The following is a 13,372-nucleotide window of genomic DNA, read 5'->3' as shown; positions in this document are numbered from 1 at the left end:
TCTGAGGAACGAACAGGATCGAATCAACTGTCCTTTCCGATCGTCATCAATCAGACAGCAAAGCAAGGCAGAACCGGAGGAACAGCATGGACATGCAAACAGCCAGTCCAACGCAGACATCGCCACAGGCTCAATCCCCTGACTCTGGAGCGTGGACCCTGGAGAAGGCTCGGGCACTTCACGATGCCCCCTTCAACAATCTCCTCTTCCTCGCGCAAACCGTGCACCGCCAGAATTTCGATCCCAACAAGGTCCAGCTCAGCCGGCTTCTCAGCATCAAGACAGGCGGATGTCCGGAGGATTGTGGCTATTGCAGCCAGTCGGCGCAGCACGAAACCGGTCTGAAGGCGTCGAAGCTGATGGAGGTCCGGCGCGTCATCGCCGAGGCGAAGAAAGCGCGTGACGCCGGCGCCACCCGCTATTGCATGGGTGCGGCCTGGCGAAACCCCAAGGCGCGCGACATGGATGCGGTAGTGGCCATGGTCGAAGGCGTCAAGGCGCTCGGTATGGAGACCTGCATGACGCTCGGCATGCTCGATCTTGCGCAAGCCTCTCGTCTGAAACAGGCGGGCCTCGACTACTACAACCACAACATCGATACGTCGGAACGCTACTATAGCGAGATCATCAGCACGCGCAGCTTTGCCGACCGGCTCGAGACGCTCGAGCACGTTCGCCAATCCGGCATCAAGGTCTGCTGCGGCGGCATTGTCGGCATGGGCGAGGAGCCGGTGGACCGGATCGGCATGCTCGTGACGCTGGCCAACCTGCCGGAACATCCGCAAAGCGTTCCGATCAACATGCTGATCCCGATCGCCGGCACCCCGCTTGCCGACGCCAAGCCCATCGAGCCGATCGAATTCGTGCGCGTGATCGCGCTGGCGCGCATCATGATGCCGAAATCGCATATCCGTCTTTCCGCCGGCCGCACCGCCATGACCGACGAGATGCAGGCGCTGTGCTTTTTTGCCGGCGCCAACTCGATCTTCGTCGGCGACACGCTGCTGACGGCGGACAATCCCGGTGAGGACAAGGATACCCTGCTGTTCCGGCGCCTTGGCATCGAGCCGATGGAACTCGAGGCGCAATGAACGGGGCACCGCTTGCCCGCTATGAGGCGACCTTGCAGGGACTGGCGCGCAAGGACCGGCTGCGGACGCTGAAGCCGCGCGCCGGGCGCGACTTCTCGTCGAACGACTATCTCGGGCTTGCCGCCTCCAAAAGACTTGGCGAAGCGGTTGCGGCGGCGATTGCGCGTGGCACGCCGGTTGGCGCCACCGGGTCGCGGCTGTTGCGCGGCAATGCGCCGGAACACGAGCAGCTCGAGGCAGACGCGGCGGCATTCTTTGGAGCCGACCGCGCGCTGTTCTTCGGCAGCGGCTACATCGCCAACTTCGCTCTGCTGACGGCGCTGCCGCAGAAGGGCGACCTTTTGATCCTCGATGAGCTCGCCCATGCCAGCATGCATGAGGGTGCGCAGGCCGGGCGCGCACAGTTGGTGCTGGCCGCGCACCACGACGTCGATGCTGTCGAGGATGCGATCACACGTTGGCGCGCCGAAGGCGGCATGGGATGCGTCTGGATCGCGGTGGAAAGCCTTTACAGCATGGATGGCGATTGCGCGCCTTTGGAGAGCCTGGTCGCGCTTGCCGATCGGCACGACGCATTCATCGTCATTGACGAGGCGCATGCCACCGGCGTCTGGGGACCGGACGGCCGGGGGCTGGCCGCCGCTTTCGAGGGCCGCGACAACATCCTCGCGCTCCACACCTGCGGCAAGGCGCTCGGCGCATCTGGTGGGCTCGTGACCGGGCCGAGGACACTGTGCCAGTATCTGATCAACCGTTGCCGGCCATTCATCTACGCCACAGCGCCATCGCCGCTGATGGCGGTCGCGGCGCGCGAAGCGCTCGCAATGCTCGCCGACGAGCCTATGCGGCGTGTTCAGCTACATGAACGCGTTGCCCTCGCAGGCCGCCAATTGGTCGATCGCTGCGGCGTCACGCCCAGCGGCTCGCAAATCCAGCCATTTGTCATCGGCGATGTCAGGCGCACCATGGCAGTGTCGGCGCGCCTGCAGGCCCGCGGCTTCGACATACGCGGCATTCGTCCGCCGACCGTGCCCGAGGGCACGTCACGGCTGCGCATCTCACTGACGCTCAATATCGGCGAAGCCGACATTTCCGCCATGGTCGAGGCGCTCGTCGAGGTGTTGGCCCAGACATGACCGTAGGCGACATGACCAAGCGCATCGTCATCACCGGAACAGACACCGGAATTGGCAAGACGGTGTTTTCGGCCGGGCTTGCCGGCCTGCTTGACGGTTTCTACTGGAAGCCGGTGCAATCGGGCCTCGACGGCGAGACCGACAGCGAGGCGGTTGCGCGACTTGCCGGGCTGCCGTCGGGGCGCGTGCTGCCGGAAGCCTACCGCTTGAAGAGCCCGCTTTCGCCGCATCGTTCGGCCGAAATCGACGACGTTTCGATCGAGGCTGCCGATCTTTCGTTTCCGGTCCTGCCGACACCGCTCGTCATCGAAGGCGCCGGCGGGCTGATGGTGCCGCTGAACCGCCGGACAAGGTTCATCGACATATTCGAGCAATGGCAGTTGCCGGTCATTCTGTGCGCCCGCACCGCGCTCGGAACAATCAATCACACCCTGCTGTCGATCGAGGCCCTGCGGGCGCGCGCTATCCCGCTGGCTGGCATCGCCTTCATCGGCGATGAGATCACCGATACGCAACGGACGATCGTGGAATTCGGCGACGTGCCGCAACTCGGCAGGCTGCCGCACCTCGATCCGCTGACGGACAAAACGCTGAGACAAGCGATGATTGCCGGCTTCGACCTCGCTTTGATTGCCGGAGGCGAGTGATGTCGCATTCCCGTGTGTGGCATCCCTTCACCCAGCACGCGCTCGAGCCTTCGACCCCTGAAATCCTGCTGACTGAAGGGGCCTATCTCCACAAGGCCGACGGAGCGCGCATTCTGGACGCCATTTCCTCCTGGTGGGTCGTCACCCATGGCCACCGCCATCCCCGCATCATGAAGGCCATCGAGACGACCGCGTCGAGCCTCGATCAGATCATCTTTGCGGGCTTCACCCACGAGCCGGCCGAACGGCTGGCCAGGGCGCTTGTCGACCTCGCACCCGCCGGCCTCGACCGGGTGTTCTATTCCGACAGCGGCTCGACCGCCGTCGAAGTCGCGCTGAAGATGGCGCTCGGCTATTTCCGCAACATCGGCGCGCCGCGCTCGCGCATCGTCGTCATGGAGCACAGCTATCATGGCGACACCATCGGCGCGATGAGCGTCGGCGCCCGCGGCGTGTTCAACGCCCCCTATGAGCCTTTGCTGTTCGAGGTCGACACCATCCCCTTCCCGGCGGCCGGGCGGGAGCAGGAGACGCTGGATCGGTTCGAAGCAGTCTCCCGCGACCGGCGCCCCGCTGCGCTGATCGTCGAGCCGCTGCTGCTTGGCGCCGGCGGCATGCTGATGTATCCGGCCTGGGTTCTCACCGAATTGAAGAAGATCGCCGAAGCCTCCGGCACGCTGCTGATCGCCGACGAGGTGATGACAGGCTGGGGACGAACCGGAACCATGTTCGCCTGCGAGCAGGCGTCGATCTCTCCTGATATCCTTTGCACCTCCAAAGGCTTGACCGGCGGCGTGATCCCGCTGGCGGCCACGCTTGCCACCGATGCGATCTTCCAGGCTCATTATTCAGCGGATCGCAAGAAGACGTTTTTCCACTCGAGTTCCTACACGGCCAATCCGATTGCCTGCGCGGCAGCACTCGCCAATGTCGAGATCTGGCGTGACGAGCCGGTGGCCGAGCGGATCGCGGCCTTGAGCGAGAGACAGGCCGCCGGGTTTCGACGCTTTCGCGACAATGCCAACTTCACCGACAGTCGCGCGATCGGCACGATCCTGGCTCTCGACCTGCGCGCCGGCTCTGCCGGCTATCTGGCCGAGATCGGACCTAAGCTGCGGGCCTTTTTCCTCGAGCTCGGCCTGCTTGTGCGCCCGCTCGGCAATGTCCTTTATCTCCTGCCGCCCTATTGCGTCACCGGCGACGAGCTCTATCGGCTCCATGACGCGATCGAGGAGGCCGGCGAACGCTTCGGCTCAAAGCCATGAGCAGGTTGTCGCGCCTTCTCGGGTTTGGCCATCATGCGCCTGGGCGAAAGGTGGCGAATGCCGAAATCGAGACCAATCTCGGCCTCGAACCGGGCTGGATCGAGCGGCGTACTGGAATCCGGTCGCGCTTCTGGGCAACGGACGAAGACACGCTGTCTGGTCTTGCTGCGCAGGCCGGCGCGATGGCGCTGGCCAGCGCCGGCATTGCGCGCCACGACATCGGTCTGCTGCTGCTTGCCACCTCGACGCCCGATCACCTCCTGCCGCCCAGCGCGCCCCTGGTCGCACATCGGCTGGGGCTCGGCCGCGCCGGCGCGATCGATCTCACCGGCGCCTGCGCCGGCTTCATCTATGCGCTGATGTTTGCGGACGGATTTACCCGCCTGCACGGCAAAGCGAGTCTTATTATCGCCGCCAATATCCTCAGCCGCCGCATCAATCCCTCTGAGCGCGCCAGCGCCGTGCTGTTTGCCGATGCCGCCGGCGCCCTCGTGATCGGTCCCTGCGAGGATACTGATCGGGGGATTCTCGGTGCCTCCGTGGATTCGGACGGCTCGCGATACGGGCTGATCCAGATTCCCGCAGGAGGAAGCAACAAGCCGTTCCACGGTGACCTCGACCTCGCGCAAACCCGAATGACGATGACCGACGGCCGCGAAGTGTTCGCAAAGGCCGTCGAGATGATGACCGATTGCTCGATAAGCGCGCTAGCCGCTGCCGGAGTGCGACGACAGGATGTCGACCGGTTCGTGCCGCATCAGGCCAATGCTCGCATTTTCGATGCGGTCGGGCGAAACCTCGGCGTTGCCGATCACCTGATCGTCAAAACGATCGCCGAATATGGCAACTCTTCCGCCGCGACGATCCCGCTCTCACTGTCGCTCGCCAACCAAGCGGAGCCGTTTCGGCCGGGCGAGAAAATACTCCTGGCGGCGGCAGGTGCGGGACTCAGCGGCGGGGCGCTCGTAGTCGGGATTTAGCCCAGCGAAGCTGCTCAACATCAGGACTGACTTTGTGAGATGAATAGGACAACGGGACCAATGCGAAAATAGTCGCCGGCAAGCTGCACGGCATCCACGTCACCGAGCAAAGCTCAACTACCACGGTTCGATACTGCTCGACCCTGACCACGCCAAGAACCCGGGATCCTGCCAATGGATTCGTGGAGACATGGAGCAAGACTTCCGGCGCACGAATCTCGACCTATGTCATCCTCGGCGAGCGCGGCTCTCGATGCTGCATCCTCAACGGCGCGGCCGCCCGGAACCTGCCAGCCCACTCCATCCATCTGGACGAAGCGCACATTCCTGTCTGAAGCCGCGGATCGTTACGTTCGTCATCAACAATGTCGTCGGCTTCTCGCCGATGGCAATGCGCTGACGCGGACGGCGTTGACGATTACATCGGCAGGGGCGCTTCAGCAGAACTTTCGCCGGTTGATGGAGCAGCAGGAACTGGTGGAGGAGACCGGCGAAAGTGCTTTTGATACCGGCGGTCGGCCGGCGAAGCTTTATCGCTTCCGCCACCATGTCCTCGACGAAACGGCTGTCGCCCGGACAAAATTGCCGCTGGCGCGGGCTTGACATCCTTTATACTCAACGTAGAAATATACCCTTATAGTCAATTCGATTATAACGAGAAATTCATTCGCAAGTCCGAACCCGCGGTCTCGCTCGGGAAGCCCGTATGAGTGGATCGAAGTGATCTTGGAAATGAAACGCCCGAGGACGGGCTTTCAACCTTTGTCGTGAAGGAGGTGCCGCGCGAGTGGGCCAATGCCTTGCGGCAACGGTGAAGGATGTATACCACCAGTAAACGCGTGCGTCAAAGTCGCAGTCGAATGTACAGTTCGTCTAAATGTGCGATACGTTCGATTTGTGCAAGTAACACTTGGAAAAGTGTTGCATAAAAGAAACGTCTAATTATATAAAGCTGGCAAGCTAAACTTTAAACTTGCACAAATGAGCGTCGCGGATAGCGTCCCACTGTGAAGCGTGCACTGCGATGTGCGTCTGTTTCGATCGTGGGGGCAAGACGGTCGTCCATTGATGTTCTTCCCTTTTTTATTGAGAGGCAAAAGTTGAAGCCGCAAGACGGCTGCTAGGTTGCGCGCATACGAAAACGCAACACATCGCCGTCCCCCAAACTTCATGTCTTCAACGCTCTTTCGGAGGCTTGCTGAGGGAATGCTATTGGGAAAGCCAGATATGTCCGCGTCGAGTGATCTTGGGGATGAAAAGCGCAAGACCGAGCTTTCAAGCTTTGTCATGAGGGAGGTGCAGCGCATTCTTGCCCAATGCGATGAGGCGAAGCAGGGTGACAAGGCTGCCGTTGCGCCTTCGGGTTCTCCTTCCAATGAATTGACCGCCGTGGCCGCCGAATTTCTTGGTAGGCTCGAGGCCGAAGCAGCGCGACGGCTAAACGCCCAGGCGGGTGAGATCGCTTCGCGACCACGGGCAGCCGATCATCCGCTCGGGCATCCGGTTCTGAAAGATTGCCCGAGAGAAGGCGCGCGCATTGCAGAATGGGCCGGTCCAGTTGCGGGGTCGACGCATCTCGAGAGACGTTTTGGAATACCGCGGTCCACTTTGTACTGGTGGCAGCGACACAATGATGTGGTTGCCTTTCGGAGAGGCTCCCGGAAGCATGTATTTCCCCTAGCTCAGTTCATCGACGGCAGGCCTATGCCCGGAATCAGGCAGGTCCTTTCCTCGATCTCCGATCCCAGACTGGCTTGGCTGTGGCTGATCAGCCCCTCGCCTCTTCTCAAGGGTCGCGTCCCTATCGAATTGCTCAGAGAAGGTATGAACACAGAAGTTGTTTCATCCGCCGCCCAGGCTGTTTCTCTGATTGAATCTATCTGACAATTGGCCGGATGCCGATGGCTTTCCGCGCATTATGTAAGTGCGCACAAGCAGATGTACCAATTGTGCGATTTGTTCAAATGTACAGTTGTTCAATTTGTGCAAGTAATACAATGAATTTAGTGACAATAATGCAACGGATACTTCTATATATGGTTGGCAAACGGAATTTGAACTTGCACTAATTCGCCCGGTGAATAGCGTTCGAGCCGGGAAGGATGCATTGCGATGCGCATCTTTTTCGATCGTGGGGACAGGGAGCGGTTCGTCCATCGACGTCCTCGCCCCTTTCAAAATCATTGAATGGAGATCAAGTATGAACATCAAGAGCCTTCTTCTCGGCTCAGCTGCGGCTCTGATCGCAGCTTCCGGTGCTCGCGCCGCCGACGCGGTGACGGTCGCCGAGCCGGAACCGGCAGAATACGTCAAGATCTGCGACGTATATGGCTCGGGCTACTTCTACATCCCCGGCACCGAAACCTGCCTGCGCATCGGCGGCTATGTCCGTTACGACATCAGCGCTGGCGACGTTGGCTCCTACGATGGGGCGCGGACCCACGACGTCCAAGACGGCAGCGACCAGGGCACCTGGCGCAAGAACGCCCGCTTTGACCTAAGGACTTGGACCGGCCAGGAAACCGAACTCGGTACTTTGAAGACATACACCGAGACCAAATTCAATTTCGGTAACCGCAACGCCTATTCGGGTCCCGACAGTCCCCAGAACTATGCCTTCAACAGGGGCATCACACTGAACTTCGCCTGGATCCAACTCGGTGGCCTTCGCGTCGGCAAGGACGAATCGGCCTTCGATACGTTTATCGGCTATGCCGGCAACGTCCTCAACGATACGCTCGTTCCCTACGGTGATTTCGACACCAACGTCGTGCAGTACTACTTCGACGCCGGCAATGGCTTCTCCGCCGTGGTATCGCTCGAAGAGGGGTCTGGCGTCGTCGGCACGATCGACAGCTACGTTCCGCATCTTGTCGGCGGCGTGAAGTACACGCAGGGCTGGGGCGCCATCACCGGCGTCGTGGCTTACGACAGCAACTACGAAGAGGTAGCCGGCAAGGTCCGCTTGGATGTAAACGCCACCAACGAACTGTCGCTGTTCATTATGGCTGGCTATGGGACCGACGACAACCTAACCGATGGGACCTACGCTATTCCTGCCGGCGGTCGCGGCTTCTACAAGCAGTGGGGTGGCAACTGGGCCGTCTGGGGCGGCGGCACCTACAAGTTCAACGAGAAGACCTCTTTCAACCTTCAGGCGGCGTATGACGAGTGGAAGAACCTCGGCATCGCCGCCAATGTCGCCTACGATATCGTTCCTGGTCTGACGATCACGGCCGAAGTCGACTATCTCCACGCTGGCAAGTTCGGGGATGTGGACTTCTCTAACTGGACCAATGCCGACAAGAAGAACAGCGTCGGCGGTCTCCTCCGCTTCCAGCGCTCGTTCTGAGGATTGAAGAGCCCGTTGCCGCGTTCGAAGCAGTAACTGTGAGCCTAATTTGCGGCTGAACCATTGTGTGAGGCTTGTAGAGGCTTTCGGCGAATTGCTTGATCACGGACCTCCAATCCGAGCATTTCGTCGATGAGAAGGGCGCCCTGTTCCCGGGCGCCCTTTTTTAAGGGTTATCATCAGACTCTCTCCCGGGGAAACTGTGGGTAAGAAACAACGCATCGTCCTGCAGGCAGCTGTTTTGGCGTCTGCCTTTGGCTTTTTTTTGCTGATCCTGATCCTGCAGATGGTCAGTTTTTTGGTTGACTAGGCACGCGCAAGCGGGAGGAATCGCGCAGAGACACACGGAAGTTTTTTTCGCCAGCGAAACCCCGACGACCTGATGGGAGTCGCGCCAGCAGGGTGGGTGCCACGTCCGGTGCCACGGACCATGCGAGATGCCGATTGTTGGCGCGTCTGTCAGTTCGCGCGGCCATATTCATTCTGGTGCCGATCTGTTGCCTTTTCTGCTTTTCCCATGCGTTTTAGACCGAGCCATTTGTGAAGCGGGCGGTCAATGGATCTGCGCCTCGCGATTGCCTGCCGTTGCCTGGTTGATCTGGCCGGCATAATCCGAGAGCGAAGGCTGCAACCGCGGTTCGAATTGCGCGAAGTTGAACCGGACTTCATCCGCCGCAGGAACTGGTGGGTTGCGCCGGGAAAGCCGGCGACCATCACAAGGTCGCCTTCCTTGACGCCTTCACAGGCTATGGGTAGCCAACTCTTCGGCCGGTAAGGCACATTGTCGCGCGCATATGGCCGGGAGGAACCATCAGGAGCGACATAGGCGCGATAAAAGCCGAAGTCGCCTGTGTGGCGCGGCCACATCCAATTGTCCGTTTCGCCGCCGAAGTTTACCGATGCCGAGCGCGGGCGCATAGACAAGGCGCACGTCCTCGATTTCGAGCTTCTGCTGGAGATAGTAGGAGGCGCCGCCATAATAGGCCCCTACGTCGCAGCGGCGATTGGGCTGTCCTTCACATGCGGCGATCAGGGCCTTGCGGTTCGTGGCGAGCCGCTCATAGCGGGCAAACTCATTCAGCTTGTCCGAGACGCCCTTGAGCATTTCGGCGGTCACATCCCGCATGTCCTCGATCACATAGATTCGGCTGCCTGGCGCCGCGGGCAATTCTTCACCCAGGGCTCTTCGCCAGAAACCCGTCTGTGAGATAGTCCTGGCCCTCCTTGCGGTGGTATTGGATGGATTCGAACACGCAGTGATGATTGGTTGCGACCAGCCCTTGTGGACTGACGAACGAGGCGGAGCATCCGCCCAGTGATACGATCGCGTTGAGCGGGTCAGCGTCCAGACGGCCCAGCTGGGCGGGATCGATCTGGAGCCCATCCGCGCGCATGGCCGCGCCCACTTCCGCAGTCTGGCCCGGCATCCACATACCTTCGTCCGCCGACGTAGCCGTGACCGTCCAGAGCAAGGCGATGGCAGTTGCTTTGGCCAAACATTTCAAATTCGAGTTCATGCTGACTGTCGCGCTCATCTTGCCTCCTGTTCTCCGCAGATTGGATTGGTGACTATCGGGATGGCCGGAGTCCTGGCGCCCGCGCGGCGGCCAACACCGTAAACACCGAGTGGACCCGTTAACCGCAAGAGTCCTGATGGCGTTCACCTCTCATATTTGTCGCGCGCAACGTTTGCGGATCATCCGCTGCACCAATCGTGCCAAATGAATAAAGCCTTCAGTTACAAATGGTGAGCCGCCCCATCCATGTCCGATCTCCGACGTCTTTCACGTAAAGGGCTCGGTGCTTCCACGCTCGTGCTCTTCGCCCGTCCCTCTTCCGTCTTGACTAGCAGGAGCCTACGGCCTATCTCACTGCCGCGTTAGCACTCGCTTCTGGTGAGTGCTAACCACGCTCCGGCAACGGAGAACCGTTCAACATCCGCACCAGGGAAATCCAAAAATGGCAAAGTCGAATTTCCGGCCGCTGCATGACCGCGTGGTCGTTCGTCGGGTTGAGTCCGAAGCGAAGACCGCCGGCGGGATCATCATCCCCGATACGGCTAAGGAAAAGCCGCAGGAAGGCGAGATCATCGCCATCGGTTCCGGCGCCCGTGACGAGGTCGGCAAGCTCGTCCCGCTGGACGTCAAGGCCGGCGACCGCATCCTGTTCGGCAAGTGGTCGGGCACCGAAGTCAAGCTCAATGGCGAAGACCTTCTGATCATGAAGGAAGCGGACATCATGGGCGTCATCGGCTGACACGCCGCCGCCTTTCATCCGCACCATCCAATCTGAATTTCGGGCGAAATGCCCAGGAGTAAAAAATGGCTGCCAAAGACGTAAAATTCTCCCGCGACGCTCGTGAGCGCATGCTGCGCGGCGTCAACATCCTCGCCGACGCGGTGAAGGTCACGCTCGGCCCCAAGGGCCGCAACGTCGTCATCGACAAGTCGTTCGGCGCACCGCGCATCACCAAGGACGGCGTCACCGTCGCCAAGGAAATCGAGCTTGAGGACAAGTTCGAAAACATGGGCGCGCAGATGGTCCGCGAAGTTGCTTCGAAGACCAACGACATCGCCGGCGACGGCACCACCACCGCGACCGTTCTGGCACAGTCGATCGTTCAGGAAGGCCACAAGGCGGTTGCCGCCGGCATGAACCCGATGGACCTCAAGCGCGGCATCGACCTCGCCGTCGCCGACGTCGTCGCGACGCTGATCAAGAACGCCAAGAAGATCAAGACCTCGGAAGAGGTTGCCCAGGTCGGCACCATCGCCGGCAATGGCGACGTGTCGGTCGGCTCGATGATCGCTGAAGCGATGCAGAAGGTCGGCAATGAGGGCGTCATCACCGTCGAGGAAGCAAAGACCGCCGAGACCGAGCTTGAAGTCGTTGAAGGCATGCAGTTCGACCGCGGCTATCTCTCGCCCTACTTCGTCACCAACGCCGAGAAGATGGTTGCGGATCTGGAAGACGCCTACATTCTTCTCCACGAGAAGAAGCTCTCCAACCTGCAGGCCATGCTGCCGATCCTCGAGGCCGTCGTGCAGACCTCGAAGCCGCTGGTCATCATCTCGGAAGATGTCGAAGGCGAGGCCCTGGCCACGCTGGTCGTCAACAAGCTGCGCGGTGGCCTGAAAATCGCCGCCGTCAAGGCGCCGGGCTTTGGTGATCGCCGTAAGGCCATGCTGGAAGACATCGCCATCCTCACCGGTGGCCAGGTCATTTCCGAAGACCTCGGCATCAAGCTCGAGAATGTCGGCCTCAACATGCTCGGCCGCGCCAAGAAGGTGTCGATCTCCAAGGAGAACACCACCATCGTTGACGGCGCCGGCAAGAAGGAAGAGATCCAGGGCCGCGTCGCCCAGATCAAGCAGCAGATCGAAGAGACTACCTCGGACTACGACAAGGAGAAGCTGCAGGAACGTCTCGCCAAGCTGGCGGGCGGCGTTGCCGTCATCCGCGTCGGCGGTGCGACCGAGATCGAAGTCAAGGAAAAGAAGGACCGCGTCGATGACGCCCTCAACGCGACCCGCGCGGCCGTCGAAGAAGGCATCGTTCCCGGCGGCGGCGTCGCCCTGCTGCGCGCTTCGCTGGCCATCACCGTCACTGGCGCCAACTCCGACCAGACCGCCGGCATCGCCATCGTGCGTCGCGCGCTGCAGGCTCCGGCCCGTCAGATCGCGGCCAACGCCGGTGCGGAAGCATCGATCGTTGCCGGCAAGATCCTTGAGAACAAGGGCGCGACCTTCGGTTACAACGCCCAGACCGGCGAATATGGCGACATGATCGCCATGGGTATCGTCGATCCGGTCAAGGTTGTGCGCACGGCTCTGCAGGACGCGGCCTCGGTCGCCGGCCTGCTGGTCACCACCGAAGCCATGATCGCGGAGGCTCCGAAGAAGGAGTCGGTTGGCGGCGGCATGCCGGCTGGTATGCCCGGCGGTGGCATGGGCGGCATGGGCGGTATGGATTTCTAATCCAGCCCTCTATCAACCTACAGCGGAAAGGGCGGCAGCAATGCCGCCCTTTTTTGTGTGCCGAGCATGATCGACAGCTTTAGACGTGCAAGTCCTCTACCCAGCCTGATGGCAGCGAAGCGCAACGGCGTCGTCGTGAGACGGGGTCTGGCCGTGTCCTTTCGTTCAGCCGCTGGTCGAAACTCGTGCTGCCTTCCGCCGTGCCGTCGATCTTTACAGGGCTGCGAGAAGGCCTTGCCAACGGCTGGCAGACCCTGGTTGCGGTAGAACTCATCGCATCGTTCGAAAGGCTCCGATACCTGATCGCCTATGGTCGTCAGCTCTTTCAATTGGAACTCGTTCTTTCGGCCATGATCGTGGTCGGCCTGACCGGATTGGGACCCACGGCCTGCTCACGCTTGCCTAAAACCATCTGCAACGCTGGCGTCCGGAGACCCAGATGAGCCTGATCACGATTACAGGTCTGGATAGGCTGTCGCACGGCGCTTCCATCGCACCGCCGCCCTTCCGCTTCATCGGCCAACATCTGCGGCCGCTTGCGGAGCCGATGGCGCTGCTCGCGATTTTGGGAGTTGCTCGCCCATGCCGGCGCTGCTGACCCACGTTTCTACCGCGGCTGGAAGAGGTGGCGGCCGCGGCATGGCAGAGTTCAGCCGAGGTGGCCTTGGCTCCAATCTTCTGGCGAGCCTGGAACCCTGATCGGTTTCGTGTGTGGCAGTGTGGCGGAAACGCGTTTGGTCTGGTGATCGGATTTTCCCGCCTCATCGAACGCCTGAGAGGCTCGTGGTCGCGGTTGTATTACCGCTATTACGTGACCTGATCACGTTGACGATGCCAGCACCTTCATTGGCCACTTTCTGGACCATGTACGTCATATCAGGCTCCCCCGCCCGATCGACACGAGCCGGCTCTGTAACCAAGCCG

General features: G+C 60.9%; 14 protein-coding genes and 2 pseudogenes. 13 read left to right on the top strand and 3 right to left on the bottom strand.

Annotated elements, in window-relative coordinates; translation table 11 throughout:
* Positions 1-92: 92 nt before the first annotated feature.
* From bioB to NKH17_RS22675, 9 genes and pseudogenes are all read left to right on the top strand, one after another.
* A complete protein-coding gene (bioB, locus tag NKH17_RS22715) occupies positions 93-1,091 on the top strand; it encodes a biotin synthase BioB (protein WP_352972412.1) in 999 nt (332 codons plus the stop codon).
* Complete coding sequence (locus NKH17_RS22710; protein ID WP_352972323.1) at positions 1,088-2,227, top strand: 8-amino-7-oxononanoate synthase; 1,140 nt, start codon at positions 1,088-1,090, stop codon at positions 2,225-2,227. The genes bioB and NKH17_RS22710 overlap by 4 nt, the downstream gene beginning before the upstream one ends.
* A gap of 11 nt (positions 2,228-2,238) precedes the next feature.
* A complete protein-coding gene (gene bioD, locus NKH17_RS22705) occupies positions 2,239-2,874 on the top strand; it encodes a dethiobiotin synthase (protein ID WP_352972410.1) in 636 nt (211 codons plus the stop codon).
* Positions 2,874-4,139: an adenosylmethionine--8-amino-7-oxononanoate transaminase gene (locus tag NKH17_RS22700; RefSeq protein ID WP_352972320.1), complete on the top strand. Its 1,266-nt coding sequence runs from the start codon at positions 2,874-2,876 to the stop codon at positions 4,137-4,139. The genes bioD and NKH17_RS22700 overlap by 1 nt, the downstream gene beginning before the upstream one ends.
* Entirely contained in the window at positions 4,136-5,119 is a 984-nt protein-coding gene (gene bioZ, locus NKH17_RS22695; protein WP_352972317.1) for a 3-oxopimeloyl-[acyl-carrier-protein] synthase BioZ, read from the top strand. Before NKH17_RS22700 ends, bioZ begins: the two co-directional genes overlap by 4 nt.
* Positions 5,120-5,187: 68 nt before the next feature.
* Positions 5,188-5,454, top strand: a complete 267-nt coding sequence (locus NKH17_RS22690; RefSeq protein ID WP_352474706.1) for an aspartate 1-decarboxylase — start codon at positions 5,188-5,190, stop codon at positions 5,452-5,454.
* Between the two features lie 103 nt (positions 5,455-5,557).
* Positions 5,558-5,722, top strand: a pseudogene (locus tag NKH17_RS33460) (NrtR DNA-binding winged helix domain-containing protein); the annotation flags it as partial.
* Positions 5,723-6,346: 624 nt separating this feature from the next.
* Entirely contained in the window at positions 6,347-7,003 is a 657-nt protein-coding gene (locus NKH17_RS22680) for an antitoxin Xre/MbcA/ParS-like domain-containing protein (RefSeq protein WP_352474688.1), read from the top strand.
* Between the two features lie 316 nt (positions 7,004-7,319).
* Complete coding sequence (locus NKH17_RS22675) at positions 7,320-8,471, top strand: porin (RefSeq protein WP_352492857.1); 1,152 nt, start codon at positions 7,320-7,322, stop codon at positions 8,469-8,471.
* Positions 8,472-8,930: 459 nt separating this feature from the next.
* Here the strand turns inward: NKH17_RS22675 and NKH17_RS22670 are convergent, their stop codons facing one another.
* From NKH17_RS22670 to NKH17_RS22660, 3 genes are read right to left on the bottom strand one after another with little or no spacing between them, the layout of a single operon-like run.
* The gene (locus NKH17_RS22670) at positions 8,931-9,338 is read right to left on the bottom strand and encodes a S46 family peptidase (protein ID WP_352972314.1); all 408 of its coding nucleotides are present in this window, start codon (positions 9,336-9,338) and stop codon (positions 8,931-8,933) included.
* Positions 9,283-9,639 (bottom strand): S46 family peptidase, encoded by a 357-nt coding sequence (locus tag NKH17_RS22665; RefSeq protein ID WP_352972311.1) that lies wholly within the window; start codon positions 9,637-9,639, stop codon positions 9,283-9,285. The genes NKH17_RS22670 and NKH17_RS22665 overlap by 56 nt, the downstream gene beginning before the upstream one ends.
* A gap of 4 nt (positions 9,640-9,643) precedes the next feature.
* Complete coding sequence (locus tag NKH17_RS22660) at positions 9,644-10,006, bottom strand: S46 family peptidase (protein ID WP_352972308.1); 363 nt, start codon at positions 10,004-10,006, stop codon at positions 9,644-9,646.
* A 424-nt stretch (positions 10,007-10,430) separates the two neighbouring features.
* Here NKH17_RS22660 and groES point away from each other — a divergent pair, with 424 nt between their 5' ends.
* The 4 genes and pseudogenes from groES to NKH17_RS22640 all read left to right on the top strand — a co-directional run bounded on the left by groES (position 10,431) and on the right by NKH17_RS22640 (position 13,046).
* Positions 10,431-10,727 (top strand): co-chaperone GroES, encoded by a 297-nt coding sequence (gene groES / locus NKH17_RS22655; RefSeq protein WP_352453535.1) that lies wholly within the window; start codon positions 10,431-10,433, stop codon positions 10,725-10,727.
* A gap of 65 nt (positions 10,728-10,792) precedes the next feature.
* Positions 10,793-12,448, top strand: coding sequence for a chaperonin GroEL (gene groL / locus NKH17_RS22650; protein WP_352566725.1), 1,656 nt, complete (start codon positions 10,793-10,795; stop codon positions 12,446-12,448).
* Positions 12,449-12,615: 167 nt separating this feature from the next.
* Positions 12,616-12,891, top strand: a pseudogene (locus tag NKH17_RS22645) (ABC transporter permease); the annotation flags it as partial.
* Positions 12,888-13,046 carry a hypothetical protein gene (locus tag NKH17_RS22640; protein ID WP_352972305.1) on the top strand — a complete coding sequence of 53 codons (159 nt, stop codon included), beginning with the start codon at positions 12,888-12,890 and terminating at the stop codon, positions 13,044-13,046. The pseudogene NKH17_RS22645 and the gene NKH17_RS22640, both read left to right, overlap by 4 nt.
* The last annotated feature ends 326 nt before the right edge of the window (positions 13,047-13,372 follow it).

The organism is Mesorhizobium sp. M1334 (assembly GCF_040317995.1).
Lineage (GTDB): Bacteria > Pseudomonadota > Alphaproteobacteria > Rhizobiales > Rhizobiaceae > Mesorhizobium.
This window is presented reverse-complemented; position numbering and strand designations above follow the sequence as displayed.